Raw genomic sequence first — 23,254 nt, 5'->3', positions numbered from 1 at the left:
GCCTACATCCCGCCCATCTTGCAGACGAGCTTCCACTCCTCGGCCGTCACCGGCTGCACCGACAGGCGCGAATATTTCACCAGCGCCATGTCGGCGAGCTTCTTCTCGGCCTTGATCGCGGCCATCGTCACCGGTGTCTTCAAGGGCTTGTCGGCCTTGATATCGACGCAGACGAATTTCTCGGTCTTGTCGGTCGGGTCGGGATAGGCCTCCTTGATGATCTCGGCGATGCCGACGATCTCCTTGCCCTCGTTGGAATGATAGAAGAACGCCTTGTCGCCCTTTTTCATGTTCACGAGGTTCTGGCGCGCGGTGTAATTGCGCACGCCGGTCCAGGCCTCGCCCTTGGCGCCCTTCGCGACCTGCTGGTCCCAGGACCACACTGAGGGCTCGGATTTCACCAGCCAGTAGTTCATTGCACCTCACTCCATTCCTGGATGCGCCGTCTCGCCGCCGCGATGTTTAGGGCACGGGGATGCCCGCGACAAGCACGGGCATCCGATATCCATCGCGGGCACTCATTCCTTCAGATAGCGATCGAAGAACTTTGCAATGTCGGTGAAGGCTTCCCTGGTCTCCGGCGCGTTGATGTTGAACTGGTACTGCGCATGAGACTGGCCTTCATAGACGTTGAGATCCGCAACCACGCCGGCACGGCGCAATTTGCGATGCGTGCGAACCGTGTTGCTGAGGAACAGGTCGCGCGTGCCTGAGGTGAGGATGGTCGGCGGGAAGCCCTTGAAGTCACCGTAGATCGGCGAGATGTAGGGATTCTTCAGGTCGGTCCCGTTGGCATAGAGCTTTGCGGCGCGGCCGAGCCAGCCGTCCCAGGTCACCAGCACGTTGTCGACCCACTCATTGCTGGCATAGGTGTCGCCGACCTTGTCGATGTCGGACCACGGCGTGCCCGGCGCGATCGCCGCCGGCCTCGGCAGCTTCTCGTCCCTCGCCCTTAGCACCATCGCGAGCGTCATCGCGCCGCCCGTCGACGTGCCGAAGATCGCCATCCGGCGTGAGTCGTGGTCTTTGGTGACCTCCTTCCAGACCGCCATCGCATCATCCATCGCGGCGGGATAGGGGAAATCGGGCGGCATGCGGTAGTCGACCGAGATGACCTTGAAGCCGCCAAAGCCCGCCATCATGATCGCTTCCGGCAACGCGGCTTCGCCCGGCCCGAACACATAGCCGCCGCCATGGACGTGGACCAGGAGGCGCCGCCGGTTCTCGGGCGGGATCCTGTTGGGCGTGACGATGAAACAATGCACGCCAGCGATCTTCGTCTCCTCGACCTTGACGCCGAGCTTCTCCTTCATGGTCGGAACGTTCGCGATCGACAGCTTTGCGCGCCGCTCGATCAGCTCCTTCCATTCGGCCGGAGTTTTCGGATCGGCATTGAAATGCGGTGGAAACGGCGCGCCGATCATGGCCTGCATGTCGGAGCTGACGTCGTTGGACGGATTGACGATGGATTTGACGGGCGCGACCCGCTTGCCGTTTTCGGCATTGGCTGCGGCCTCGTTCTTGGCGAGCTCGTCGTAGGAGATCGCGGCCTCGCTGTAGGCCGTGGTCGGTAACGAAATGGCGGCAAGTGTAACGATGGCGATCGAAACGATCGCGTGCTGCGGTTTGCGCATGCGGTTTCCCCTGGGATCCGTTTGATTATTGTTGGACCGGGATCCTGCGGTGTACCGCTAGGCTAGACCAGCGTGCACAGGCCGTGAAGTACTACCCGACGCTCGGGTGCTATTCCTCGGCCTTGAAGGGCCGCGTCAGCAGCCCTTCGATCGCGGCGTCGATCGTCAGCCGGCCGTCCAGGATGGCGGCGACCGCCTGCGAGACCGGCATGTCGACGTTCCGCGCCGCCGCGAGCTCCACCAGCACCGGCGCGGTGAAGGCACCTTCCGCAAGCTTGCCGGCCGGCGCGGCCTCGCCGCGGCCGAGCGCGATACCGAGCGCGAAATTGCGCGATTGCGCGGTCGAGCAGCTCAGCAAGAGGTCGCCGAGGCCGGAGAGGCCCGAGAGCGTTTCCGTGCGGGCGCCGCAGGCGCGCCCAAACCGCGCCAGCTCGCTGAAGCCGCGCGTGGTCAGTGCGGCGAGCGCTGAGGCGCCGAGGTTGCGGCCGACCACGATGCCGGCGGCAATCGCCAGCACGTTCTTGGCGGCGCCGCCGATCTCGACACCGCGGATGTCGGTGGAGTGATAAGGCCGGAATGTCGGCGAGCCCAGCGCCTGCACCAGCGCGCTCGCCAAGGCTTCGTCCTTCGCCGCCAGTGTCACCGCCGTGGGCAGGCCGCGCGCGACGTCGTCGGCAAAGCTCGGGCCCGACAGGATCGCCGGCTGCGCCTGCGGCGCGGCTTCCGCGATGACGTCAGTCATGAATTTGTGGGTGCCGTGCTCGATGCCCTTGGCGCAGGCAATGATCGGCGCCGGCTTCGCCAGATGCGAGGCGAGCATGTTGACCGCACCGCGCAGATGCTGCGCCGGGGTTGCGATCAGGATCATGTCGGCACGTGCGGCGTCGGCAAGCTCGTGCGTGACGGCGATCTCAGGCGCCAGCTGTACGCCGGGCAGCCGCGGATTGTCGCGGGTCGATGCGATCCGCGCCGCGTGCTCCGCAGTGCGCGCCCACAGCGTCACGTTCCGCCCTGCCCGCGCCGCCACGGTCGCCAGCGCCGTGCCCCAGGCGCCGGCCCCGATCACAGCGACGAACTGGAACGCGGTCATGGCTCGATCTCTCCACTCCCTCTCCCCGCTTGCGGGGAGAGGGTTGGGCTGAGGGGGAGGGTCCGCGGAGACGGTGACAGAGAGACTCGCGGAGAGCCCCCCTCACCCGGATTGCATCTGCGATGCAATCCGACCTCTCCCCGCACGCGGGGCGAGGTGAAGCTGAGCTCTTGGCGACACCATACCATTCAGTATCCCGCCCGCGTCTTGCTGTAACCCGCCGGCGCCGTCGCGTTGGCGTCGAGCAGCCAGCGCGCGCGGGGCTGCGCCTCCATCGTGTCGGTCAAGCCGAGCGCGAGGCGTTCGGCGCCGGCCCAGGCGATCATCGCGCCGTTGTCGGTGCAGAGCGCGGGCGGCGGCATGATCAGCTGCGTTCCGGCCTGCCGCGCGACGTCATCCAGCGCGCCGCGGATCGCCTGATTGGCGGCGACACCGCCGGCCGCCACGAGCGCGCGCGGCGCGCCGAACTGCTCGCGGAACAACTTCAGGCCGACGCTCAATCGGTCGGCGGTCGAATCGAGCACGGCGGCCTGGAAGCTGGCGCAGAGATCGCTGATATCCTGCGGCGTGATCTCAGCCAGCCGGCTCGCTTCGGTGCGCACCGCCGTCTTCAATCCCGACAGCGAGAAATTGGCATCGGGGCGTCCCTGCATCGGCCGCGGGAACGCAAAGCGCGTGGCATCGCCGCTTGCGGCGGCGCGCTCGACCTGCGGTCCGCCGGGATAAGGCAGACCCAACATCTTCGCGACCTTGTCGAAGGCCTCGCCGATCGCGTCGTCGACGGTGGTGCCGAGCCGCACATATTGGCCGACGCCGGTGACCGCGACGATTTGGGTATGACCGCCGGAGGCGAGAAAGAGGCAGTAGGGAAATTCGATCCCATCGGTGAGGCGCGGCGTCAGCGCATGCGCCTCGAGATGATTCACCGCAACCAGCGGCGTGTCGTGCACCATCGCGATCGCCTTCGCGGTGGTGAGCCCGACGATGACGCCCCCGATCAGGCCAGGTCCCGCGGCCGCCGCGACGCCGTCGAGCCGAGTAAAGCCGATGCCGGCCTCGCTCATGGCACGGTCGATGATGCCGTCGAGCAGGTCGACATGCGCGCGCGCGGCGATCTCCGGCACCACGCCGCCGAAGCGAGCGTGTTCCTCGACCTGCGACCGCACGATGTTGGACAAGATCCTGCCGCGCCCATCAGGCGCGCGCTCGATCACGGCCGCGGCGGTCTCGTCGCAGGTGGTTTCGATGCCCAATACCAGCATTGGCGAATTGTTACCCAATTTGCGCTCTTGCGCTCATCCGGAAAGCAGAGTTCTGGTAACGCGGTAGCATTCCGGGGTCGGCTTGCGCAATCGTCACGCTCAGCCGTCCTCGTCAATGCGTCGTGCCCGGGAACACTAGCGATGTCCATTCTTGTCACACGGCCGCATCCTGACAATGAGGCGACCGCGGACAATTTGCGCGCGCGGGGGCATGCGGTGCTGCTCGCGCCGGTGCTCAAGTTCGAACCGGTCGCTTTCCATGACGAGAGCGAGGCGGGCTACGGCGCCATCATCGTGACGTCAGCCAATGCGATCCGTGCCGTGGCGCCGCAGTTACGGGATCTCGGGCTTTTGGAGCTGCCGCTGTTTGCGGTCGGCGAGCATACGGCCGCGGTTGCGCGCGAGACCGGCTTCACGAATGTGATCGTCGCCGGCGGCGATGCTGCTTCCTTGCGCGACAAGGTGATGCAGGGCGCGCGCGAGGAGCTGCTGACGACAAAAACCACGCTGCTTTATCTCGCGGGTGCGGATCTGTCGCGCGATCTCGGCGGCGAGCTCGGTGCCGAAGGATTCAGCGTGGTGACCCAGACGACCTATCGCATGGCGCCGGTCAAAATTCTTCCGCGCGATGTCTGCGACGGATTTGCTGCTCAAGGGATCGAGGCGGTGCTGCATTACTCCCGGCGCAGCGCGCGGGCCTTCCTGGATGCGGCGCGGGACGAAGGCGTTGAAATTTCGGCGTTGGCGATCCCGCAATGCTGCCTGTCCGAGAACGTGGCCGCCGTGCTGCGCGAGGCCGGTGCGTCGCAGGTTCTGGTGGCCGCAACGCCGGACGAAAATGCCTTATTTGATACCTTGGAGCGTGCTTTGAGGACCCGTTTGGCGTAAGAGGTCGGGCCGAATCCGACGCAATCGGGTCCGCTCTGGTATGGAAGTGTGAGGAACCGTCACGATGGCCGACGACAAGCCTGAAGATACAGGATTGGCCCCCGAGTCCGGCCGTGCCAAGCGCACCCCGCCGACCATCGACCTCGAGGCGACTGACGTCTCGACCCAGCCGCAGGAGACGGCGAGTGAGCCTGAAGCTCCGCCGGCGCCGGAGCACGCCGAGCCCGAGCAGGCAGCAGCCGAGCCGGCCGCTGCTGAGCCGGAGCACGTCGAGGAGCAGGCCGCGGTCGCGTCGGCTCCCGCCGCCTCAGCGCCGATTTCGCCCTGGGTCGTTGCGCCGTTCTCCGGCGCCGTCGCCGCCGCGCTCGTGATCGCGGTCGGCTGGCTGCTGGGCTGGCCCGCCGTGCAGGCGCCGCCTGCCGCGCCGCAAGTGACGAGCGCGACCGTCGATGCGCTCAGCGGCCGCGTCGCCGCGGTCGAAGCCAAGGCGGGCAGGCCCGCCGCCGATCCCGCTATGGCGGCGCGGATCGACGCGCTGGAAAAATCCGCAAGCTCCTTGCGCAGCGACATCGCCAATCTGCGCACGCAGTCCGACAAGACCGCGAGCTCTCTGAATGACGCGAAATCTGCACCAAGCGTTGCCGCGTCCGATCTTGCCGCTCTCAACGACCGCATCGCGCAACTCGAGCGCGCCAGCAGGACCGAAAGAGCCGAGCTTGCGCAGCAGGGCGAGAAGATCGCCGACGCCAAGTCGATGGACGACAAGCCGCTGCGTCATGTGGTGGCAGCGGCCCTGCTCGACGTCGCCGTTCGTCACGGCGATCCCTATCAGTCGCAATTGGCCGCGGCGCGGTCGTTCGCAGCCAAGCCCGACGTGCTGAAGCCGCTCGATGCGTTCGCAGCGAGCGGCATTCCGACGCCGGTCGCGCTGAGCCGCGAGCTGCTCAATATCGTGCCAAAGCTCTCGCCGCCGGCGGAAGCGCCCACCGCGGGTGCCGGCATCGTCGAGCGTCTCCAGGCCGGAGCGTCGAAGCTCGTCCGCATCGAGCGCACCGACGGGGTCGGCAACGATCGCGGCGCGATCGTTGCGCGGGTCACGGCCGCGGCGCTCCGCAACGATTTCGTCGAGGCGCGGCGCGAGCTGAAGACGCTGGCGGAAGCCGATCGCGCGCCGGCGCAGGCCTGGCTCGACAAGGCCGATGCGCGCGACGCCGCGCTCGCGGCCTCACGCAAATTCGCAGACGACGCCATGGCGGATCTCGCCAAGCCTGTTCAATAAGGTTCGCGCAATAATCAGCGCGTATAGGGATCGCCATGCTTCGCATCGTCCTCTTCCTTGTCCTGATTGCGCTGGCAGCGGCCGGCGCGGCCTGGGTTGCCGATCAGCCTGGCGATCTCGTCCTGACCGCAGGCGGTTTCCGGGCCTCGACGACGCTGCCGCGGTTCGTGTTCCTGCTTGGCGTCTTTGCCGCCGTTGTCGTGCTGGTCTGGAGCATCGTGACGATGATCTGGCGCGCGCCCGGACGCCTGCGCCGCCGCGGCCGTGAGAAGCGCCACGCGCGCGGTCGCCACGCCATCACCCATGGCCTGCTCGCGATCGGCCACGGCGATGTCGGGCTCGCGCGCCGTCACGCTGAATCTGCCCGGCGCCTTGCCCCGAACGATCCGCTGGCGCTGCTGCTGCACGCGCAGTCGGCCCAGCTCGAAGGCAATCGCGACGAAGCCCAGCGCGTCTTCCGCGCCATGGCCGAGCGTGAGGATACGCGCCTGCTCGGCCTGCGCGGCCTGTTCATCGAGGCGCAGCGCGCCGACGATGCGGTCGGCGCCGTCATGATCGCGGAGGAAGCGATCAAGCTGTCGCCGTCCTCGACCTGGGCCTCGCATGCCGTGCTCGGCTTCCGCTGTGCGCGCGGCGACTGGAGCGGCGCGCTCGCGATTCTCGACTCCAATCTGGCCTCGGGCCTGATCGACAAGAAGGCCTATCGCCGGCAGCGCGGCGTGCTGCTCACCGCACGCGCGCTGGAACTGGAGACCATGGACCGCGACGTCGCGCGCGAGAGCGTGATGGAGGCGATCAAGCTCGCGCCGACTTTGGTGCCGGCCGCCGTTCTTGCCGCGAAATTCGAAAGCGAGGCGCATCAGGTGCGCCGTTCCATGAAGCTGGTCGAGGCCGCCTGGCTCGCCAATCCGCATCCCGATCTCGCCGACGCCTATGCGCATGTGAAGCTCGGCGATTCCGCGCGGCAGCGCTTGCAGCGGGTCGAGACGCTCGCCGCCAAGACGCCCACCGACAAGGTGGGCCATGTCGAGGGCCAGCTCGCGATCGCGCGTGCCGCGATCGATGCGTCTGAATTCGCGCGGGCGCGCGAGGTGCTGGCGCCTTACGTCAACGATCCGACCCAGCGCGTGGCGCTGCTGATGGCCGAGCTCGAGCGCGCCGAGCACGGCGACAGCGGCCGTGCCCGCGCCTGGACCTTGCGCGCGGTACGTGCCCGCCACGATCCGGCCTGGACCGCGGACGGTTATGTCAGCGACCGCTGGCGTCCGGTCTCCCCGGTCACCGGCCGGCTCGATGCCTTCCAGTGGCAGACGCCGGTCGCGAGCCTTCCGTCCGACAAGGGCACCACGATCGAATCCTCGGCCTTCGAGGAGGCCATGCTGGCCGCCCCGCCCCCGAAGCGGGTGACGGTGGCGCCGACCGAAACCCCGGTGGAACCAGCCGTAATCTCACCGGCTCCGGCGCCGGCCGCGCAGGACAATTCGCCTCCCGAGGCCAAGGAGACCGTCCAGGAACCCATCAAGGAAACCGTCACGGAAGCTCCCAAGGAAGTCGCCGCCAAGGAAGAGCCGGCGGTCGCGCCCGCCGAACGGGTCAAATCGGCCTCCGAGACCGCCGAATCATCGCCGGTTGCGGCAACCCCGGTGTTCCGAACCCGCGCCGACCTCGGCAAGCCTGCGTCCGCGCCGATCCAGGCCGTCATCCCGATCGTCCGTGCGCCGGACGATCCCGGGATCGATGACGAGGGTCCGAGCGATGAATTTACGGAACAAATCGGCACGCCCAAGGGTCACGCCAAGGCGCAGGCCGGCGGCTGGCGCGGATTCTGGTCCCGCTGGGGCGCGTGAGGCGCATTTCGCCTCCCGCTTGTCCTTGCCAATTCGGGCCATGCCCGATATCAGGAGCGCGCGTATCGGGACCGGCATCGCCGAGGTTCCGGCAGGGTTCGCCGCAATAGCTCAGTCGGTAGAGCACGTCATTCGTAATGACGGGGTCGGGGGTTCGAATCCCTCTTGCGGCACCAGCGCCTAGATCCAGATCGCTATCAGGCACCTGCCGACTGCATTCGCGTGCGGCGCCAGCTTCGTGACGTCTATCACATAACCTCGCACCCAACCTCTCCTAGTCTCCGCGTCACGCAAACACGGGGAGATTTCACATGCGCAAGATCATTCTGGTTGCCGCCATGGTGCTGGCCTCCGCATCTGCCCATGCCGGCGACCGCAGCCTGTCGCTGGCCACCGCCAACGAACAGGCCTCGGCTCCGCAAACGACAGTGACGACCACCGCGGCGACGCAGGTCAGCGAAGTTGCGCCGGTCACGGAAGCTCCGAAATATACCGATCGTCCGCCGGCAATTCCTCCGGCACCTGCTCCGACGCCCGCTGCGGCCACCGCTCCGGCCGTGACCACGACGACGTCAGCGCCAGCTGCGACCGTGACCCAGCCTGCGCCGAAGACAACGGCAAAGTCCAACAAGCCGAAGCACAAGCGCGAATGGACCGAGCGCCGCATCATCAGCGAGCTGCATCGTCACGGCATCTACTGGTAAGGCTACGGCTGCATCCTTGCCGTCATGCCCGGGCTTGTCCCGGGCATCCACGAACTTTCTACGCAGGCCCAAGAACGTGGATGGCCGGGACAAGCCCGGCCATGACGCAGGAGGTTTGGATTTGTCCCGAGCTTACTGCGAAACCGTCTGCACCACGCTCGAGATCGGACGCAAGGTCGTGCTGGCGGTCGGCACCTTCAGGTCCTTCATCAGCGCCTCGTCGTATTCCGGCAGCGTCTGAAGCGTCGTCTTGGCCTTGATCTGCACGACCTTGTAGCCGCCGGCCTTGAGCCGCGCGAGCAGCGCCGGCATCGCTTCGCCGGTGTGCTTCTGGAAGTCGTGCATCAGGATGATGCCCTTGCCGAGCTTGTCGAGCCGCGTCATCACCGTCTCGATGATCTTCTCCGGCGTCGCGCCCTTCCGGAAGTCGAAGGAGTCGATGTCGGTCGAGAACATCGCGACGTTGCGGGTGCCGAAATAGCTCACGATCGCCGGGTTGTGCTGAAGCTGAGGGAAGCGGAAGAACGGCGCGGGGTTGGCACCGAGCGCGAATTTCACCGCGCTGATGCCTTTTTCGACCTCGTCCTTGGCCATCTGCTCGGTCATCTTCTTGCCGTTCAGATTGACGTGAGACCAGGTGTGCGTGCCGACCGTGTGGCCCTGGGCCAGCACCTGGCGCAGGATTTCCGGATGATAGGTCGCATGCTTGCCGACCGAGAAGAACAGGCCCTTGGTGCATTCATCCGCGAGCGCCTTCAGCACCGCGGGCGTGTTCACCGGCCACGGACCGTCATCGAAGGTCAGCACGACTTCCTTGTCGGTGAGGAAGTCGAACTGCTTGAAATGATCGAAGCCGAAGCCGGGGCCGCCGGTGGTGTCGATCTCGACCACGCGCGAGACGCCGAGCGCGTTCGGATTGGCGCAGGCTTGCTTCGGCTGCACCGGCATGATCGGTGCCGGCGCAGGCGCGGGTGCCTGGGCAAATGCGGTCGGCTTGGCCGCGACCGTGGCGGTGGTCTCGACGTCGTCCTTGGCGGCGAGCTTCGCCGGTGCCGGAAGCGGATCGGCGGCACGGGCGGCAACTGTCTTGGGAGCGCCCTGGTCGGCGCGCGTGGAATAATAAAACCAACCGCCGGCGGCGATGAGGACCGCGGCAACTACACTGGCCAGCATCAGGCCCAACGCATTACGCATCGCTACTCTTTCCAATTACGCAACCAAACCGGCGGAATCCCCCGCGCGACGAGCCATTAATGCGAAGGAACAGTTAACGTGACACCAACACGACAGCGGATGCGGTGGAATTTCAGTGGGGTGCGCCAAAGTGACCGATGTCACAGAGGGTGGCCTGCCCGTGACCGTCATCACAGTGGAAACTGTTTTGGCGGAGCATCGTAGTTCCCATCAACAACGGGCCCGCTGTCCGCGGTGCCAATGGGAGCTTCAAATGACCAAGTCCATCTCGGCCCAGTCCTTGAGTAGCAAGATTCGCGATACCAGCCTGGCGCTGGGCTTTGCCGCCATCGTCTCGATCGTGTCGACGACCTCGAGCTTCGCCTTCTCGGCCGAAGCCCAGCAGATGTGCACCGGCGATGCCTTCCGCCTCTGCTCGTCGGAAATCCCCAACATTCCGAAGATCACCGCGTGCATGATGAAGCATCGCTCCGATCTGAGCGCCGGCTGCCGCGCGGTGATGGACAAGGACCTCGCCAAGGGCGCTTCACGCAAGGTCGCTGACGCCCAGGACAGTCATTAAGAGAACTTGCAACGCCGCGAGCGTTGCGATCTATGAGCTCCCTACGCGATGCGCCCCGGTATCAACCCGGGGCCACGCGGCGACGAAGATGTCTGCTGCCAATAAAGCCGTTGCGGCTGAGAGATCGTCGCACTAGCTTCGCCCGACTTTCTTTCCGGGTAGAGGCATTACGCGATGACCAGATTTCTTTTCACTGTTTCTTTGCTCCTCTGCGCATCGGCTGCATCCGCGCAACAGCAGCCCGGTCACGATGCCTGCGCGCGTGATGTCAGCCGTCACTGCCGCGCCGTGATGAACAATGGCGATGGTGCCGTGCTCGCCTGTCTCAAGCAGAACCGCTCCCGCCTCAGCAAGGCCTGCGACAAGGTGCTGACCGACCACGGGCAGTGACGAGGCTTACGTACTGCTCCCCGCCGCGGTCGCGACCACCGGCAGCACTTCCTTGCTCGCGCGGTCCGGCGTCTCTTCCTTCCAGCGTACCGAGCCGAACGGCCGTTCCAGCATGCGGCGGACGCGCACCGGCTCGGGGCCGATGTGGAAATCGATCGCCTGCTGATGCAGCGCGCGTTCGGACAGGGTCGAGCGGTTGCGCTGGCGCAAGTAATCGAACCAGGTCGGGCAGTGATAGCGCTCGGTCCACAATTCGGGATCGGCGATGTCGCGTGCGATCGACCAGCCATAGGCGCCGTTGCGCTGCCTCGAGAGCTGCACATCCTGCATCACATTGTGGAAGGCGCGCGCATTCTCCTGGGACACGCGATATTCGATCTCCACCACCAAGGGTCCGCTGCGGCCGGTGATCGACAGCTTCACCTCGGGATCGGCCAGCACGTCGGCATCCTCGTTGCGGGCGCCGACCCGCGGCATCGTCAGCCAGATCCCGAGCAGCGGCGAGAGCAGCATCAGGCCGGCGGCAACCAGCAGCGCGACCTCGACGCCGGCATAGTCGGTGAGATGGCCCCAGCCCCAGGCGCCGATCGCGATGCCGCCGGAGATCGAGGCCTGGAACGCCGCGAGCGAGCGGCCCGCGACCCAGCGCGGCGCCGAGAGCTGCACGCCGATGTTGAACAGCGCGACCGCCGCCATCCAGACTGCGCCGGCGAGCACCAGCGCCGCCGCGGTCAGCACCGGCTCGGTGCTGACGGCAAGCGCGGCCATCGCGAAGGCCATCGAGATGGTGCAGGCGCGGATCGCGGCCTCGCCGCTCATGCGCTTGCGCAATTCGTGGATGTTGAGCGCGCCGACGACGGCGCCCATGCCGAACGCGCCGAGCATGATGCCGTAGGTCTGCGCGCCGCCATGCAGGAGGTCGCGCGCGACCAGCGGCATCAGCGCCATGATGGCGCCGCCGATCAGACCCATCACCAGCGTGCGCAACAGCACGATCTTGATCGGCGGCGAATTGGTGATGTAGCGGAAGCCGGACACCATGGCGCGGTTGAGCTTCTCGCGCGGCAGGCGCGAGGGTTCGACCACGCGCCGCCACAACAGCAGCACCACCAGCAGCGGCAGATAGAGGATCGCATTGCAGGCAAAGGCGGCCACCGCGCCGAGCGCGGCGACGATGACGCCGCCGACCGCCGGACCGAAGCTGCGCGCGATGTTGTAGCTGATGCCGTTCAGCGCGACGGCCGACGGCAATGCTTCGGGCGGCACCTGCTCGCTGACCGAGGATTGCCAGGCCGGACCGAACAGTGCGTTGCCGCTGCCGACGACGAAGCAGAAGGCAAGCAGCGTCTCCGGGGTGATCAGCTTGAGCCCGGCCAGGATCGTCAGCGCGGACGCGCCGGTCAGCGCGATCGCGAGCGAGACCAGGGTGACGATGCGGCGGTCGTACATGTCGGCGATCGCGCCGGCCGGCATCGAGATCAGCATGATCGGCAGCATCAAGGCGGTCTGCACCAGCGCGACCTGGTCGGCCGAGGCCGCCATCTGCGTCATCGCCCAGGCCGCGCCCACGCCCTGGATCAAGAGGCCGAGATTGGAGAGCAGGCTGGCGAGCCAGATGCGCCGGAAGACGGTATACCGCAGCGGCGCGGTAATGCCGTCGGCCGCAATTTTCTGACGGTTCGGCTGCTCGGTCATATCCCCTTCCATATGGGCTGGCAGAAGTGGGCTTGGAGTGGTCTTCGGGTGATTCCGGCAAGACCAGTGATGCCCGCGAAAGTCCTTCGCTGTCCAGTGGTTAGGCCGGTATAAGCAGTGCAAAGATGGGCTTGCCGGGGAGGAACAGATGAAGCTGTCGCGACGGACGATCCTGCAAGGGGTGGGCAGCCTGCCTTTCGCGGTTGCGAGCTTGCGGACGGGGGCGCTGGCCCAGACCGCGCCCGCGGCGCAGAACGTCGAGGTGCCGCCGATCCTGTTCGTCCATGGCAATGGCGACTACGACGCGCTCTGGATGACGACGCTTTGGCGGATGGAATCCAACGGCATCGCGCGTGATCGCATGATGGCGATCAATTTCACTGATCCACTGGCGCGCAGCGACGACAAGGTCGAGCAGGCCGGCCGCTCCTCGACCGAGGACCAGCGCCGCGAGCTTGCCGCCGCCATCGCAGACCTGAAGCGCCGGACTGGCGCTCCTCGCGTGGCGCTGGTCGGCAGCTCGCGCGGTGGCAATGCGATCCGCTACGTCATCAGGAATGGCGGCGCCGGCGATGTCAGCCACGCCGTCTTGTGCGGCACTCCCAATCACGGCGTGTTCGCAACCGACGATCAACTGAACAACGAGTTCAACGGCCGCGGCCCGTTCCTGCGCGGCCTGAACGAGGGCGAGAGCGAGGTGACGCCGGGCACGGCCTTCCTCACCTTGCGCAGCGACGGCATGGACAAATATGCGCAGGCCGACGGCCGCTTCATCGGCAAGCCCGGCACGCCGACCAATGTTACCAACGAGGGGCCGGAGCTGAAGGGCGCCACTAATCTCGTGCTCGGCGCGCTCGACCATCGCGAGGTGGCGTTCCACCCGCGCGCCTTCCGCGAGATCTACAAGTTCATCGCGGGACGCGAGCCGGCGCGGATCGCGATCATGCCGGAGCAGAGCGTCAGGCTGAGCGGCCTCGTCACGGGCACGCCGGGCGGCGCGCCGACCAATCGTCCGGTTGTGGGCGCAACCGTCGATGTCTTCCGCGTCGATCCCCAGACCGGCGAGCGCAATGGCAATGCGGTGCACAGCACGAAGACCGGAGCCGATGGCCGCTGGGGCGTGGCGCAGGTCGATCCTTCATGGTCGCTCGAATTCGTCCTGACCTCGCCGGAGGCGCCCACGACGCACATCTACCGCTCGCCCTTCCCGCGCTCGTCCGACGTCGTGCACCTCAGGCCTGCGCGCCCGCTCGGCCCGGCAGACAAGGATGCCGGCGCGGTCGTGATCATGTCGCGCCCGCGCGGCTATTTCGGCCTGCCGCGGGACGTGGTGCTGTTCGACGGCCAGGAGCCGGCCGACGTCAAGCCGGGCGTGCCCACGGATGCGGCAGCAACCTTGCGTCTTCCCGCCAGCGAGGTTGGGCGTAACATCGTGGCCCAATTTGGCGAAGAACGGATTGTGGCACGGCTCTGGCCTGCCGCCGAGAACAGGATTGCGATTGCCGAGCTGACTTACTAGCTATTGACCTGCGCCATATCTCTCGGGAGGGAGCCATGAATATCGCCAGCGTGCGTCGGCCCATCGTCCCTCCGGCACCGCCGCGTGCGCCCGACGACATGTCGTTCCTCGGCCGGGTCGCCGTGATCAGGCGCAACATGATCGCGACCTGGGGCCAGCGCGCCTATGAGGAAGAGGTCATCAAGGGCCGCTTCTTCCTCCGCAACAGCTTCATCCTGAACCAGCCGGATGCAATCCGGCACGTGCTGCTCAGCAATTACGAGAATTACACGCGCACGCCGGCCGGCATCCGCATGCTGCGCCCCGTGCTCGGCGACGGCCTTCTGATTGCGGAAGGCCATTCCTGGACGTTTCAGCGCCGCACGCTCGCGCCGGCCTTCACGCCGCGCGCGACCGCGAACCTCGTTCCGCACATGACCGCGGTGCTCGACGAGACCATCGCCAAGCTCGATACGCGCACGAGCGAGCCGGTCGATCTGCGCGAGGTCATGCAGCGCATGACGCTGGAGATCGCCGGGCGCACGATGTTCTCGTTCGGCATGGACCGGCACGGGCCGACCTTGCGCAACTTCGTCATGGAATATGCCGATCGGCTGGGACGGCCCTATTTCCTCGACATGGTGCTGCCGGTGTCCTGGCCGACCCCGATGGATCTTGCCCGCGCCCGCTTCCGCAAGCGCTGGACCGAGTTCGTCGCGACGCTGATCGCCGAGCGGCGCGCCGCAGGCAAGAAGGCGGACGCGCCGCCGCGCGACCTGTTCGATCTCATGGACGCCGCGCGCGATCCTGAAACCGGCAAGGGTTTTTCCGACGAGCAGCTCGTCGACGAGGTCGCGACCATGATCCTCGCCGGTCATGAGACCACCGCGACGGCGCTGTTCTGGGCGCTCTATCTGCTCGCGCTCGATCCGGAGACGCAGGAGGAGGTGGCACTCGAGACCCGCGGCGAGCATCTCGACAGCATGACCGACATCGACCGGCAGAAATTCACCCGCGCGGTGATCGAGGAGACGATGCGGCTCTATCCGCCCGCCTTCCTTGTCGCGCGAGCGGCGCGCGAGAAGGACAACGCGGCCGGCGTCGAGATCGGCAAGGGCGACATCATCATGATCGCGCCCTGGCTGCTGCACCGGCACGAGAAGCTGTGGGACCAGCCGAATGCGTTCATTCCAAAGCGCTTCATGTCGGCGGAGGCGCCCGATCGCTTCGCCTATCTGCCGTTCGGCGCGGGGCCGCGCGTCTGCGTCGGCGCGCCGTTCGCGCAGGCCGAATCGGTGCTGGCGCTGGCGCGGCTGATCGGCGCGTTCCGCGTCGAGCTCGCCGATACGACAAATCCAGTGATTCCGCTCGGCGTCGTCACGACCCAGCCGGACCACTCACCCATGTTCCGCATCACGCGTCGGTGACAGGCGATGGCCTGGCCGATGGCGTGATCCAAGAGAGATAGAGTTGCGCCATGAGCGACATCCAGGCCCAGTTTTCCGTTCTGAAGCAGACCGCCGACGCCAAGGTGGTCGATGAGATCGCGCGGATGATCGCGGACGGCGAGGATCACGAGCTCAACCGCGTCAATGTCCTCGACTTCGCGAAGCACCATGGCGTCGACGAAGAGCACGCGATCTCCGCCTTCCTGCACGCGGCGCGGCTCGGATTGTTCGATCTCGGCTGGAACGTGCTGTGCCCCGGCTGCGGCGGCGTGCTGGGCGCCCACACGACGCTGAAGGCGCTCAAGCCGGACGATTATCACTGCGCGCTCTGCGCCTGCGGCTACAAGGCCTCGGTCGACGATCAGGTCGAGGTCTCCTTCACCGTGAATCCGCGCGTCCGGCGCATCGCCGCGCATGCCCCCGATACGCTGCCGGTGTGGGAGTATTTCAAGCAGGTGTTCTGGAGCTCCGGCGTCGACTTCAACAAGGAATCGTTCGCGACGCTGGCCAACGAGGTGACGCTGGATACGATGGAGCTGCCGGCCGGCGAGAAGGCGACGATGTCGCTGCAGCTGCCGAACGACTTCATCATCATCTTCGAGCCGGTGACGCACGCCGCCCAGTTCATCGACGTCCAGGGCGAGCCGACCAAGGATCGCCAGCAGCTCGCCATCATGTACAACAAGGTACAGGCGCCGACCGGGACCACGACGATGCGGCCGGGTCCGCTGCGGCTGTCGCTGGAGAACCAGGCCGGCGTGCGCGTGCTGCCGTCGGTGTTCATCGCGGCCGAGGCACTTCATCATCTCATCGGCAAGCGCAAGCCGTTCCTCACCGCCAAGCGCATGCTGTCGAACCAGACCTTTCGCGACGTGTTCAAGGCAGACAATCTCAGCCTCGATCAGCGGCTCCAGATCACCTCCCTCACCTTCCTGTTCACCGACCTGAAAGGCTCGACCGCGCTCTACGAGCGCGTCGGCGATCTCGCCGCCTTCGATCTCGTGCGCGCGCATTTCCACGCGCTGCTCGAGATCATCTCCTCCGAGAAGGGCGCGGTGGTGAAGACCATCGGCGATGCCGTGATGGCGACCTTCGTCCGTCCCGAGCACGCCATCGTCGCCGGCCTGCGGATGCGCGCGGCGATGGACGAGCTCAACAGGCAGCGCGGCACCGCCGACCTCATCGTCAAGATCGGTATCCACGAAGGGCCATGCCTCGCGGTGATGCTCAACGAGCGGCAGGATTATTTCGGCCAGACCGTCAACATCGCCGCACGCGTGCAGAGCCTCTCGACCGCGCAGGAGATCCACATCACCGGCCCGGTGCTCGATGCCCCAGCGGTCGCCGAGGTGCTGGAGCGGCGCGCGATCAAGCCGATCCAGAAGCAGGCCGCGCTGCGCGGCATCGCCGACAAGATGGTGGTGTACGAGATACCGTGAGAAGCTGACGGCGCTGCCACTATCTCCATCATTGCTTCGTCGCAACGGCTCCTCGCAATGACGTGCGCGCCACACTCTCTCCGCCGTCATACCCGGGCTTGACCCGGGCATCCACGCCTACTCGCGGAAATACGTGGAAAGCCCGGACTTGACGGAGAGAACAGATTGCCGAAACGTAATGCGGCGCGCGGAGCTGCCGCACATTGCGCCGGTTGGGTTTCCCGCTCATATAATGCTGGTCACGGCCGCGCTTGTTGCGGCGTCATCGATTTCGGTAGGACCTTATATGCTCGACGGCCTGCGCCAATTCATCGCCGACATTGTCGCCCCGCATGATCAGAATCGCGCGTTCGCCGACAGCGATTATCGCCTGGCTGCGACGGCGCTGCTGGTCCACGTGGTGTCGCTGGACGGCCAGCCGACGGCGGCCGAGCAGCGCAAGCTGCACAGCCTGATCGAAAGCCATTTCGGGCTCGATCGCGGCACCGCGGACCGGCTGATCGCAGATGCGACCCAGGTCGAAGGCGAGGCGGTCGATCTCTACCATTTCACCAGCGTCATCATGCGCTCGCTCGACGAAGAGGGCCGCAAGCGCATCGTCCGGATGATGTGGGAGCTGGTTTATGCGGACGGCCAGGTCACCGAGTTCGAGGACAACGTCGTCTGGCGCGCCTCCGACCTGCTCGGGATCTCCCAGCGCGACCGCATCGACCTGAAGCATGCCATCGCCGAGCGCGCCGGCGGCCAAAATGGCGGTCAGGTCAAGGACGACGCGATCGGCGGCTGAGCCGCTTAGGCCCGGCGGCCTGCCGGTTGTATCGACCACATGACGAAACTTTAATGTAACCGCCGCCGCGCCGGTGTCGGATTCACCTGCAAATTCCGCAGCTTTCCCGCGCTCCTGCCGCCCGTTCAAGCAGCCATGCTGCCGGCGCCGCTTGCCTGTCGCGCACGGCCTATGCTCTCGTTCCGCCATTGCGGGGCCAAAACACTTCAATTCAAGAGACGTCGATCGTGACTGAGCGGGTAACGTTGATCACCGGTGCCTCGGCGGGAATAGGTACGGAGCTGGCGCGCGTGTTCGCCGCCAATGGCCACCGCCTTGCTTTGACGGCGCGACGGGCGGACCGGCTCGAGGCCCTTGCGAACGAGCTGTCCGCGAAGTGCGGCAAGAAGCCGATCGTGATCGCCTGCGATCTCCAGGACAACGACGCTGGCGAGAGGATCGCCGCGGCGCTTGCGGCCGAAGGTGTCGAGCTCGACCATCTCGTCAACAACGCCGGCTTCGGCGTGTTCGGCGATGCCATCGAGCGCGACCGCGACGAGCAGGTCGGCATCGTCGACGTCAACGTCCGCGCCTTGACCGATCTGTCGTTGCGCTTTGCCGATCAGCTGATCAGGAACAAGGGCGGTCTGCTCAATGTCGGATCGGTCGCGGGCTTCCTGCCGGGCCCCGGCATGGCCGTCTACTACGCGTCGAAGGCCTATGTGATTTCCCTCACCGAAGCCTTGCGGGCGGAGCTCGCGCCGCGCGGCGTTCGCGTCACCGTGCTTTGCCCGGGTCCGGTGCCGACCGAATTCCAGGCGCGCGCCGGCGTCGGCTCCGGCCATGATACGGCCCTGCTCAATGTGTCGGCCACTGAGGTTGCGCGTGAGGCCTATCGCGGCCTGATGGCCAACAAACGGGCAGTACTGCCCGGCCTCGGCATCAAGATCGTGCCGTTCGCGCTGCGATTCTTCCCGCGCGGCTTCATCCTGTCGGCCACCAGCCGGTTTCAGCGCCAGCGGCATTGAAGAAGCCCCGTAGTGGCCCGGAGCTTGCTTTAATCTCGAGGCGTGTGTGCGCGAACTCACACGATGTTAACCTTCGCTTAGCTATGCTGGCGAACTAGACCGATAGCACTCGCAAAGGCCATGTCGTTCCGGACGGACAGGTTTGGTGGCGCAGAACTGGTGCCCTTCCGAAAGAGGGCGCCGGGCGCCGCCGCCTCCGAACCCCTTCTGCCGGTGCTGATCGTCCTGCATCAGGAATCCTCGACGCCCGGCCGCGTCGGCAACGCGCTGCGCACGCTCGGCCATCGCCTCGACATTCGCCGTCCCCGCTTCGGCGATCCCTTGCCTGCAACGCTCGACCGGCATGCCGGCGCCGTGATCTTCGGCGGCCCGATGAGCGCCAACGATCCCGACGACTACATCCGCCGCGAGATCGACTGGATTGAAATTCCGCTCCGCGAACAGCGGCCGTTCCTCGGCATTTGCCTGGGCGCGCAGATGCTGGCGATGCAGCTCGGTGCGCGCGTCGCGCCGCATGCGCAGGCGCTGACCCAGATCGGCTACTATCCGATCCGCCCGACTGCCGCAGGACACGCGCTCTGCCCGGACTGGCCGGCGCAGGTCTATCACTGGCATCGCGAAGGCTTCGAATTGCCGCGGGGCGCCGAATTGCTGGCGGAAGGCGATGATTTTCCGATCCAGGCGTTCCGCGCCGACAATGCCTTCGGTGTGCAGTTCCATCCTGATGTGACCTACGCGATGATGCATTGCTGGACCACGCGCGGCTATGACGGCCTCAGCGCGCCCGGCGCGCGCGAGCGGCATCATCATTTCGCGGATCGCGCCGTGTACGACGTGGCGGAACGCGCCTGGCTCGATCATTTCATCGACGGCTGGCTGGCGCGCCGCGTGGTGTTGGCGCAAGCCGCCGAGTGATCGCGCCTTCGCGCAAGTTCTTGCCTCTTCCCTCTATATGCTAGGCTCGCTGCCAACGAGCACGCGCGAACGCGTGCCGGCAAAGGGAGAGCGCCATGGCCTACGAGCACATTCTCTATGAGGTGAGCGACAAGATCGCGACCATCACGCTCAATCGTCCCGATCGCATGAATGCGTGGACGCCGATCATGGAGCGCGATGTACGCCATGCAATGGAAGCCTCGAGCGCCGATGACAATGTCCGCGTCATCGTGCTGACAGGCGCGGGCCGTGCCTTCTGCGCCGGTGCCGACATGGATGCGCTGAAAGGGCTCGATCCCAACGACGTCAGGCGCGCATCGAACCTGCCGCCGTTCGACATGAACCGCCGGCCCGACTGGCAGACGCGCTACGGCTTCTATCCGTCGATCGGCAAGCCCGTCATCGCCATGCTCAACGGCGCGACCGCCGGCATCGGCCTCGTCCACGCGCTCTATTGCGACCTGCGCTTTGCCGCCGACAACACGGTGTTCACCACGGCCTTCGCGCGGCGCGGCCTGATTGCCGAGCACGGCATCAGCTGGATGCTGCCGCGCATCGTCGGCCATGCCAATGCGATGGATCTCTTGCTGTCAGCGAGGCGCGTGACCAGCGATGAAGCACTGCGGATCGGGCTGGTGAACCGGCTCTACCCGCCCGAGAAGCTGCGCGAGGAAACCTACGCCTATGCGCGCGACCTCGCCGATTTCGTCTCGCCGAGCGCGATGGCCGTGATCAAGCGCCAGCTCTACGAGGTGCCGTTCCAGACCCTGGCGGAAGCGACGATTGAGGCCAACCGCGAGATGATGGTGGCGCTGAACGGGAGCGATTTCCGGGAGGGCGTCGCGAGCTTCATGGAGAAGCGGCCGCCGCGGTTTACCGGGAGGTAGGGGGATTTTCCGGGGGCAGTCCGTCTTCGCCCTGCGGGCTTTGCCGGACACCACGCTTCACCCTTCGGCTCCGCGCGGCTGCGCCACGCGTAGCCCGAAGGGCGAAGCGTGGTGGAGCCAGGCGGGATCGAACCGCCGACCTCGTCATTGCGAACGACGCGCTCTCCCAGCTGAGCTATGGCCCCTTTGCTGGCCGCTCTGGTAAACGCGGCCGACAACCGGGCGCCATTTAAGTCCCCGCCAAGGTCAAGTCAAGGACGGGTGTAAGGGGGTTTTAGCCATCCGGGCACCGACTTCCCTTGTTTGGGCCGGGGGGAACCGATATCTAGCGAAAGACGTCAATCCCACCCGCAGCCAGAGTCTTCAAAAGCCATGCGTGCCGTTCTCGACATCGTCATCATCGTGCTCGATCTCTACGTCTGGCTGCTGATCGCCTCCGCGATCCTGTCCTGGCTGATCGCCTTCAACGTCGTGAACACCCGCAACCAGTTCGTGTCGGCGGTGGCGGAGTTCCTGTATCGGATCACCGAGCCGGTTCTCGCGCCGATTCGCAATTTCCTGCCGAGCCTCGGCGGCCTCGACATCTCGCCGATCATCGTGATTCTGCTCATCATGTTCATCGAGCGGGTGATTTTGTACTACATCTACCCCAACGTGATCTGAGCGGGCTGGAGCGCCTTGGTTGCCAAAGACGCTTTCAGGGAACCTTGGCGCTACTCCGCCGCAGGGATCAGCATCGCGCTGCGGGTGACGCCGCGCGGCGGCCGCGACGATATCGACGGGATCGAGCAATTGGCCGATGGCCGCAGCGTGCTCAAGGTGCGGGTGCGCGCGATCGCCGATGGCGGCGAGGCCAACAAGGCCGTTCTGGTGCTGCTGGCGAAATCGCTCGGCGTGCCCAAGGCCAACGTAAAACTGCTATCCGGTGCCACCGCGCGGCTGAAGCAGATCGCGGTTGATGGCGACCCGGGGCGGCTCGGCGAAGCTCTGCGCCGGCTGGCCCGAGCCAAATCAGCAGACGCCAAATCGACAGACTGAGGGAACTGACATGACGGCCAAGATCATCGACGGAAAAGTCATCGCCGCGGAGCTCCGCGCGCGCGTCGCCGATGAGGTCGCCCGGGTCAAGCGCGAGCACAATCTGGTGCCGGGCCTTGCGGTGGTGCTGGTCGGCAACGACCCCGCCAGCGAGGTCTATGTCCGTTCAAAACACACCCAGACTCAGGCCGCCGGCATGGCGTCATTTGAACACAAGCTGCCGGCTGACGTGTCGCAAGGAGATCTGCTGGCGCTCGTCGCAAAGCTCAACCGCGATCCCGCCGTGCACGGCATCCTGGTGCAGCTGCCGCTGCCGAAGGGGCTGAACACCGAGGCCGTCATCAATGCGATCGATCCCGCCAAGGACGTCGACGGCCTGCATCCGAACAATGCCGGCCGCCTAGCCGGCGGCTTCGAGGCGCTGTCGCCCTGCACGCCGCTCGGCTGCATCATCCTGACCAAGAGCGTGCACGCCTCGCTCGAAGGCCTGAACGCAATCGTCATCGGCCGCTCCAACCTGGTCGGCAGGCCGCTGGTGCAATTGCTGCTGAACGAGAATGCCTCGGTGACGATCGCGCATTCCCGCTCGCGCGATCTGCCAGGGCTCGTGAAGCGCGCCGACCTCGTCTATGCGGCGGTCGGAAAGCCGGAGATGGTGCGCGGCGACTGGCTGAAGCCGGGCGCAACCGTGATCGACATCGGCATCAACCGCATTCCGAAGGAGGACGGCAAGACCCGTCTTGTCGGCGATGTCGCCTATCAGGAAGCGCTCGCCGTGGCTGGTGCAGTGACGCCGGTGCCCGGCGGCGTCGGCCAGATGACGGTGGCGTGCCTGCTGGTGAATACGCTGCGCGCCGCCTGCGCGATCGCAGGGCTGCCGAAGCCGGCGGTGTAGCGTTTCTTCACCTCGCCCCGCTTGCGGGGAGAGGTCGGATTGCGAAGCAAGCCGGGTGAGGGGGAAAGCTCAGCCCTTCTTCTTCTTCTCGCGCTCGATGCCTTCGAGGATCAGCTTGTGGGCTTCGTCCGGGCCGCCCCAGCGCAGGATCTTCACCCACTTGCCCTTCTCGAGATCCTTGTAGTGCTCGAAGAAGTGCTGGATCTGCTGCAGCGTGATGTCGGGCAGGTCGGAATACGACTTCACCTTGTCGTAGCGCTGCGTCAGCTTCGACGACGGCACCGCAAGGATCTTCTCGTCGCCGCCGGCCTCGTCTTCCATGAACAGCACGCCGACCGGGCGCACGCTCATCACGGCGCCAGGGATGATGGCACGGGTGTTGATGATCAGCACGTCGCAGGGATCGCCATCGTCTGACAGCGTGTGCGGGATGAAGCCGTAGTTACCGGGGTAACGCATCGGCGTGTACAGGAAGCGGTCGACGACAAGCGTGCCGGCCTCCTTGTCCATCTCGTATTTGATCGGTTCGCCGCCCACGGGGACTTCGATAATGACGTTGACGTCGTGGGGGACGCTTTTCCCGATCGAGACCGCATCGATACGCATTCAAGACTCCGTTATTGCCGAGGTTAAATCGCGCCCGGCAGCGATTTTGGCGCTGTCATACGCGGGCTTGGCCCGTCGATCCATCGCGTTTTTGCGAAATAATGAATCCCGCGATCACCGGCGGAAAAGGCTGGCGGTATCGACGGAGGGAAAAGCTGCCGGCTAATC

At 66.0% G+C, this 23,254-nt stretch carries 23 protein-coding genes and 2 tRNA genes; 17 read left to right on the top strand and 8 right to left on the bottom strand.

Features of this window, described 5'->3' with window-relative positions; genetic code table 11:
* Nucleotides 1–2 precede the first annotated feature (2 nt).
* The 4 genes from BRAGE_RS0138425 to tsaD all read right to left on the bottom strand — a co-directional run bounded on the left by BRAGE_RS0138425 (nt 3) and on the right by tsaD (nt 3,986).
* Nucleotides 3–416: an EVE domain-containing protein gene (locus tag BRAGE_RS0138425; protein ID WP_027561750.1), complete on the bottom strand. Its 414-nt coding sequence runs from the start codon at nt 414–416 to the stop codon at nt 3–5.
* A gap of 102 nt (nt 417–518) precedes the next feature.
* Nucleotides 519–1,634, bottom strand: coding sequence for an alpha/beta hydrolase (locus BRAGE_RS0138420; protein ID WP_027561751.1), 1,116 nt, complete (start codon nt 1,632–1,634; stop codon nt 519–521).
* A 109-nt stretch (nt 1,635–1,743) separates the two neighbouring features.
* Nucleotides 1,744–2,724, bottom strand: a complete 981-nt coding sequence (locus BRAGE_RS0138415; protein ID WP_027561752.1) for an NAD(P)H-dependent glycerol-3-phosphate dehydrogenase — start codon at nt 2,722–2,724, stop codon at nt 1,744–1,746.
* Nucleotides 2,725–2,912: 188 nt separating this feature from the next.
* Nucleotides 2,913–3,986 carry a tRNA (adenosine(37)-N6)-threonylcarbamoyltransferase complex transferase subunit TsaD gene (gene tsaD, locus BRAGE_RS0138410; RefSeq protein ID WP_027561753.1) on the bottom strand — a complete coding sequence of 358 codons (1,074 nt, stop codon included), beginning with the start codon at nt 3,984–3,986 and terminating at the stop codon, nt 2,913–2,915.
* A gap of 141 nt (nt 3,987–4,127) precedes the next feature.
* Between tsaD and BRAGE_RS0138405 the strand changes: the two genes are divergently transcribed.
* From BRAGE_RS0138405 to BRAGE_RS0138385, 5 genes are all read left to right on the top strand, one after another.
* Nucleotides 4,128–4,874 carry a uroporphyrinogen-III synthase gene (locus tag BRAGE_RS0138405; RefSeq protein WP_027561754.1) on the top strand — a complete coding sequence of 249 codons (747 nt, stop codon included), beginning with the start codon at nt 4,128–4,130 and terminating at the stop codon, nt 4,872–4,874.
* 64 nt (nt 4,875–4,938) lie between these two features.
* Nucleotides 4,939–6,153, top strand: coding sequence for a COG4223 family protein (locus BRAGE_RS0138400; protein ID WP_027561755.1), 1,215 nt, complete (start codon nt 4,939–4,941; stop codon nt 6,151–6,153).
* 35 nt (nt 6,154–6,188) lie between these two features.
* The gene (locus BRAGE_RS0138395; protein ID WP_027561756.1) at nt 6,189–8,000 is read left to right on the top strand and encodes a heme biosynthesis HemY N-terminal domain-containing protein; all 1,812 of its coding nucleotides are present in this window, start codon (nt 6,189–6,191) and stop codon (nt 7,998–8,000) included.
* 100 nt (nt 8,001–8,100) lie between these two features.
* Nucleotides 8,101–8,176 (top strand) — tRNA-Thr (locus tag BRAGE_RS0138390).
* Nucleotides 8,177–8,311: 135 nt separating this feature from the next.
* Nucleotides 8,312–8,704: a hypothetical protein gene (locus BRAGE_RS0138385; protein WP_027561757.1), complete on the top strand. Its 393-nt coding sequence runs from the start codon at nt 8,312–8,314 to the stop codon at nt 8,702–8,704.
* A gap of 132 nt (nt 8,705–8,836) precedes the next feature.
* Here the strand turns inward: BRAGE_RS0138385 and BRAGE_RS0138380 are convergent, their stop codons facing one another.
* Complete coding sequence (locus BRAGE_RS0138380) at nt 8,837–9,898, bottom strand: polysaccharide deacetylase family protein (protein WP_027561758.1); 1,062 nt, start codon at nt 9,896–9,898, stop codon at nt 8,837–8,839.
* A gap of 253 nt (nt 9,899–10,151) precedes the next feature.
* Between BRAGE_RS0138380 and BRAGE_RS0138375 the strand changes: the two genes are divergently transcribed.
* A complete protein-coding gene (locus BRAGE_RS0138375; protein WP_027561759.1) occupies nt 10,152–10,460 on the top strand; it encodes a hypothetical protein in 309 nt (102 codons plus the stop codon).
* A 174-nt stretch (nt 10,461–10,634) separates the two neighbouring features.
* On the top strand, nt 10,635–10,850 hold the full coding sequence (locus BRAGE_RS0138370) for a cysteine rich repeat-containing protein (RefSeq protein ID WP_027561760.1): 216 nt from the start codon (nt 10,635–10,637) through the stop codon (nt 10,848–10,850).
* A gap of 6 nt (nt 10,851–10,856) precedes the next feature.
* On the opposite strand, the gene BRAGE_RS0138365 is transcribed toward BRAGE_RS0138370, so the two are convergent.
* Nucleotides 10,857–12,545 carry an MFS transporter gene (locus tag BRAGE_RS0138365; RefSeq protein ID WP_027561761.1) on the bottom strand — a complete coding sequence of 563 codons (1,689 nt, stop codon included), beginning with the start codon at nt 12,543–12,545 and terminating at the stop codon, nt 10,857–10,859.
* A gap of 148 nt (nt 12,546–12,693) precedes the next feature.
* On the opposite strand from BRAGE_RS0138365, the gene BRAGE_RS0138360 reads away from it, so the two are divergent.
* The 7 genes from BRAGE_RS0138360 (at nt 12,694) to BRAGE_RS0138330 (ending at nt 20,547) form a co-directional block, all read left to right on the top strand.
* Nucleotides 12,694–14,064 (top strand): hydrolase, encoded by a 1,371-nt coding sequence (locus BRAGE_RS0138360; RefSeq protein ID WP_027561762.1) that lies wholly within the window; start codon nt 12,694–12,696, stop codon nt 14,062–14,064.
* Nucleotides 14,065–14,099: 35 nt separating this feature from the next.
* Nucleotides 14,100–15,470: a cytochrome P450 gene (locus BRAGE_RS0138355; protein WP_027561763.1), complete on the top strand. Its 1,371-nt coding sequence runs from the start codon at nt 14,100–14,102 to the stop codon at nt 15,468–15,470.
* A gap of 50 nt (nt 15,471–15,520) precedes the next feature.
* Nucleotides 15,521–16,930 (top strand): adenylate/guanylate cyclase domain-containing protein, encoded by a 1,410-nt coding sequence (locus BRAGE_RS0138350; RefSeq protein ID WP_027561764.1) that lies wholly within the window; start codon nt 15,521–15,523, stop codon nt 16,928–16,930.
* Between the two features lie 286 nt (nt 16,931–17,216).
* A complete protein-coding gene (locus tag BRAGE_RS0138345; RefSeq protein WP_027561765.1) occupies nt 17,217–17,717 on the top strand; it encodes a TerB family tellurite resistance protein in 501 nt (166 codons plus the stop codon).
* Between the two features lie 227 nt (nt 17,718–17,944).
* The gene (locus BRAGE_RS0138340; protein WP_027561766.1) at nt 17,945–18,724 is read left to right on the top strand and encodes an SDR family NAD(P)-dependent oxidoreductase; all 780 of its coding nucleotides are present in this window, start codon (nt 17,945–17,947) and stop codon (nt 18,722–18,724) included.
* Between the two features lie 120 nt (nt 18,725–18,844).
* Entirely contained in the window at nt 18,845–19,639 is a 795-nt protein-coding gene (locus BRAGE_RS0138335; protein WP_027561767.1) for a glutamine amidotransferase, read from the top strand.
* A 95-nt stretch (nt 19,640–19,734) separates the two neighbouring features.
* Entirely contained in the window at nt 19,735–20,547 is an 813-nt protein-coding gene (locus BRAGE_RS0138330) for an enoyl-CoA hydratase (RefSeq protein WP_027561768.1), read from the top strand.
* A gap of 109 nt (nt 20,548–20,656) precedes the next feature.
* Here BRAGE_RS0138330 and BRAGE_RS0138325 read toward each other — a convergent pair.
* Nucleotides 20,657–20,732 (bottom strand) — tRNA-Ala (locus BRAGE_RS0138325).
* Nucleotides 20,733–20,919: 187 nt separating this feature from the next.
* Between BRAGE_RS0138325 and BRAGE_RS0138320 the strand changes: the two genes are divergently transcribed.
* From BRAGE_RS0138320 to BRAGE_RS0138310, 3 genes are read left to right on the top strand one after another with little or no spacing between them, the layout of a single operon-like run.
* Complete coding sequence (locus BRAGE_RS0138320; protein WP_027561769.1) at nt 20,920–21,210, top strand: YggT family protein; 291 nt, start codon at nt 20,920–20,922, stop codon at nt 21,208–21,210.
* Nucleotides 21,211–21,225: 15 nt separating this feature from the next.
* Nucleotides 21,226–21,585: a DUF167 domain-containing protein gene (locus tag BRAGE_RS0138315; RefSeq protein WP_027561770.1), complete on the top strand. Its 360-nt coding sequence runs from the start codon at nt 21,226–21,228 to the stop codon at nt 21,583–21,585.
* Between the two features lie 10 nt (nt 21,586–21,595).
* Nucleotides 21,596–22,480 (top strand): bifunctional methylenetetrahydrofolate dehydrogenase/methenyltetrahydrofolate cyclohydrolase, encoded by an 885-nt coding sequence (locus tag BRAGE_RS0138310; protein WP_027561771.1) that lies wholly within the window; start codon nt 21,596–21,598, stop codon nt 22,478–22,480.
* Between the two features lie 69 nt (nt 22,481–22,549).
* Here the strand turns inward: BRAGE_RS0138310 and ppa are convergent, their stop codons facing one another.
* Nucleotides 22,550–23,086 (bottom strand): inorganic diphosphatase, encoded by a 537-nt coding sequence (ppa, locus tag BRAGE_RS0138305; RefSeq protein WP_027561772.1) that lies wholly within the window; start codon nt 23,084–23,086, stop codon nt 22,550–22,552.
* Nucleotides 23,087–23,254: the final 168 nt, after the last annotated feature.

The sequence above is a fragment of the Bradyrhizobium genosp. SA-4 str. CB756 genome (assembly GCF_000473125.1).
Classification (GTDB): Bacteria; Pseudomonadota; Alphaproteobacteria; order Rhizobiales; family Xanthobacteraceae; genus Bradyrhizobium; species Bradyrhizobium arachidis.
This window is presented reverse-complemented; position numbering and strand designations above follow the sequence as displayed.

What these genes read in the sequence shown, in the direction of transcription:
- BRAGE_RS0138360 (WP_027561762.1), top strand. Translation starts at nt 12,694, where the DNA reads ATGAAGCTGTCGCGACGGACGATCCTGCAAGGGGTGGGCAGCCTGCCT.
- BRAGE_RS0138355 (WP_027561763.1), top strand. Translation starts at nt 14,100, where the DNA reads ATGAATATCGCCAGCGTGCGTCGGCCCATCGTCCCTCCGGCACCGCCG.
- BRAGE_RS0138330 (WP_027561768.1), top strand. Translation starts at nt 19,735, where the DNA reads ATGGCCTACGAGCACATTCTCTATGAGGTGAGCGACAAGATCGCGACC.
- BRAGE_RS0138345 (WP_027561765.1), top strand. Translation starts at nt 17,217, where the DNA reads ATGCTCGACGGCCTGCGCCAATTCATCGCCGACATTGTCGCCCCGCAT.
- BRAGE_RS0138420 (WP_027561751.1), bottom strand. Translation starts at nt 1,634, where the DNA reads ATGCGCAAACCGCAGCACGCGATCGTTTCGATCGCCATCGTTACACTT.
- BRAGE_RS0138405 (WP_027561754.1), top strand. Translation starts at nt 4,128, where the DNA reads ATGTCCATTCTTGTCACACGGCCGCATCCTGACAATGAGGCGACCGCG.
- BRAGE_RS0138365 (WP_027561761.1), bottom strand. Translation starts at nt 12,545, where the DNA reads ATGACCGAGCAGCCGAACCGTCAGAAAATTGCGGCCGACGGCATTACC.
- BRAGE_RS0138310 (WP_027561771.1), top strand. Translation starts at nt 21,596, where the DNA reads ATGACGGCCAAGATCATCGACGGAAAAGTCATCGCCGCGGAGCTCCGC.
- BRAGE_RS0138395 (WP_027561756.1), top strand. Translation starts at nt 6,189, where the DNA reads ATGCTTCGCATCGTCCTCTTCCTTGTCCTGATTGCGCTGGCAGCGGCC.
- BRAGE_RS0138320 (WP_027561769.1), top strand. Translation starts at nt 20,920, where the DNA reads ATGCGTGCCGTTCTCGACATCGTCATCATCGTGCTCGATCTCTACGTC.
- BRAGE_RS0138415 (WP_027561752.1), bottom strand. Translation starts at nt 2,724, where the DNA reads ATGACCGCGTTCCAGTTCGTCGCTGTGATCGGGGCCGGCGCCTGGGGC.
- tsaD (WP_027561753.1), bottom strand. Translation starts at nt 3,986, where the DNA reads ATGCTGGTATTGGGCATCGAAACCACCTGCGACGAGACCGCCGCGGCC.
- BRAGE_RS0138375 (WP_027561759.1), top strand. Translation starts at nt 10,152, where the DNA reads ATGACCAAGTCCATCTCGGCCCAGTCCTTGAGTAGCAAGATTCGCGAT.
- BRAGE_RS0138425 (WP_027561750.1), bottom strand. Translation starts at nt 416, where the DNA reads ATGAACTACTGGCTGGTGAAATCCGAGCCCTCAGTGTGGTCCTGGGAC.
- BRAGE_RS0138400 (WP_027561755.1), top strand. Translation starts at nt 4,939, where the DNA reads ATGGCCGACGACAAGCCTGAAGATACAGGATTGGCCCCCGAGTCCGGC.
- ppa (WP_027561772.1), bottom strand. Translation starts at nt 23,086, where the DNA reads ATGCGTATCGATGCGGTCTCGATCGGGAAAAGCGTCCCCCACGACGTC.
- BRAGE_RS0138335 (WP_027561767.1), top strand. Translation starts at nt 18,845, where the DNA reads ATGTCGTTCCGGACGGACAGGTTTGGTGGCGCAGAACTGGTGCCCTTC.
- BRAGE_RS0138385 (WP_027561757.1), top strand. Translation starts at nt 8,312, where the DNA reads ATGCGCAAGATCATTCTGGTTGCCGCCATGGTGCTGGCCTCCGCATCT.
- BRAGE_RS0138380 (WP_027561758.1), bottom strand. Translation starts at nt 9,898, where the DNA reads ATGCGTAATGCGTTGGGCCTGATGCTGGCCAGTGTAGTTGCCGCGGTC.
- BRAGE_RS0138350 (WP_027561764.1), top strand. Translation starts at nt 15,521, where the DNA reads ATGAGCGACATCCAGGCCCAGTTTTCCGTTCTGAAGCAGACCGCCGAC.
- BRAGE_RS0138370 (WP_027561760.1), top strand. Translation starts at nt 10,635, where the DNA reads ATGACCAGATTTCTTTTCACTGTTTCTTTGCTCCTCTGCGCATCGGCT.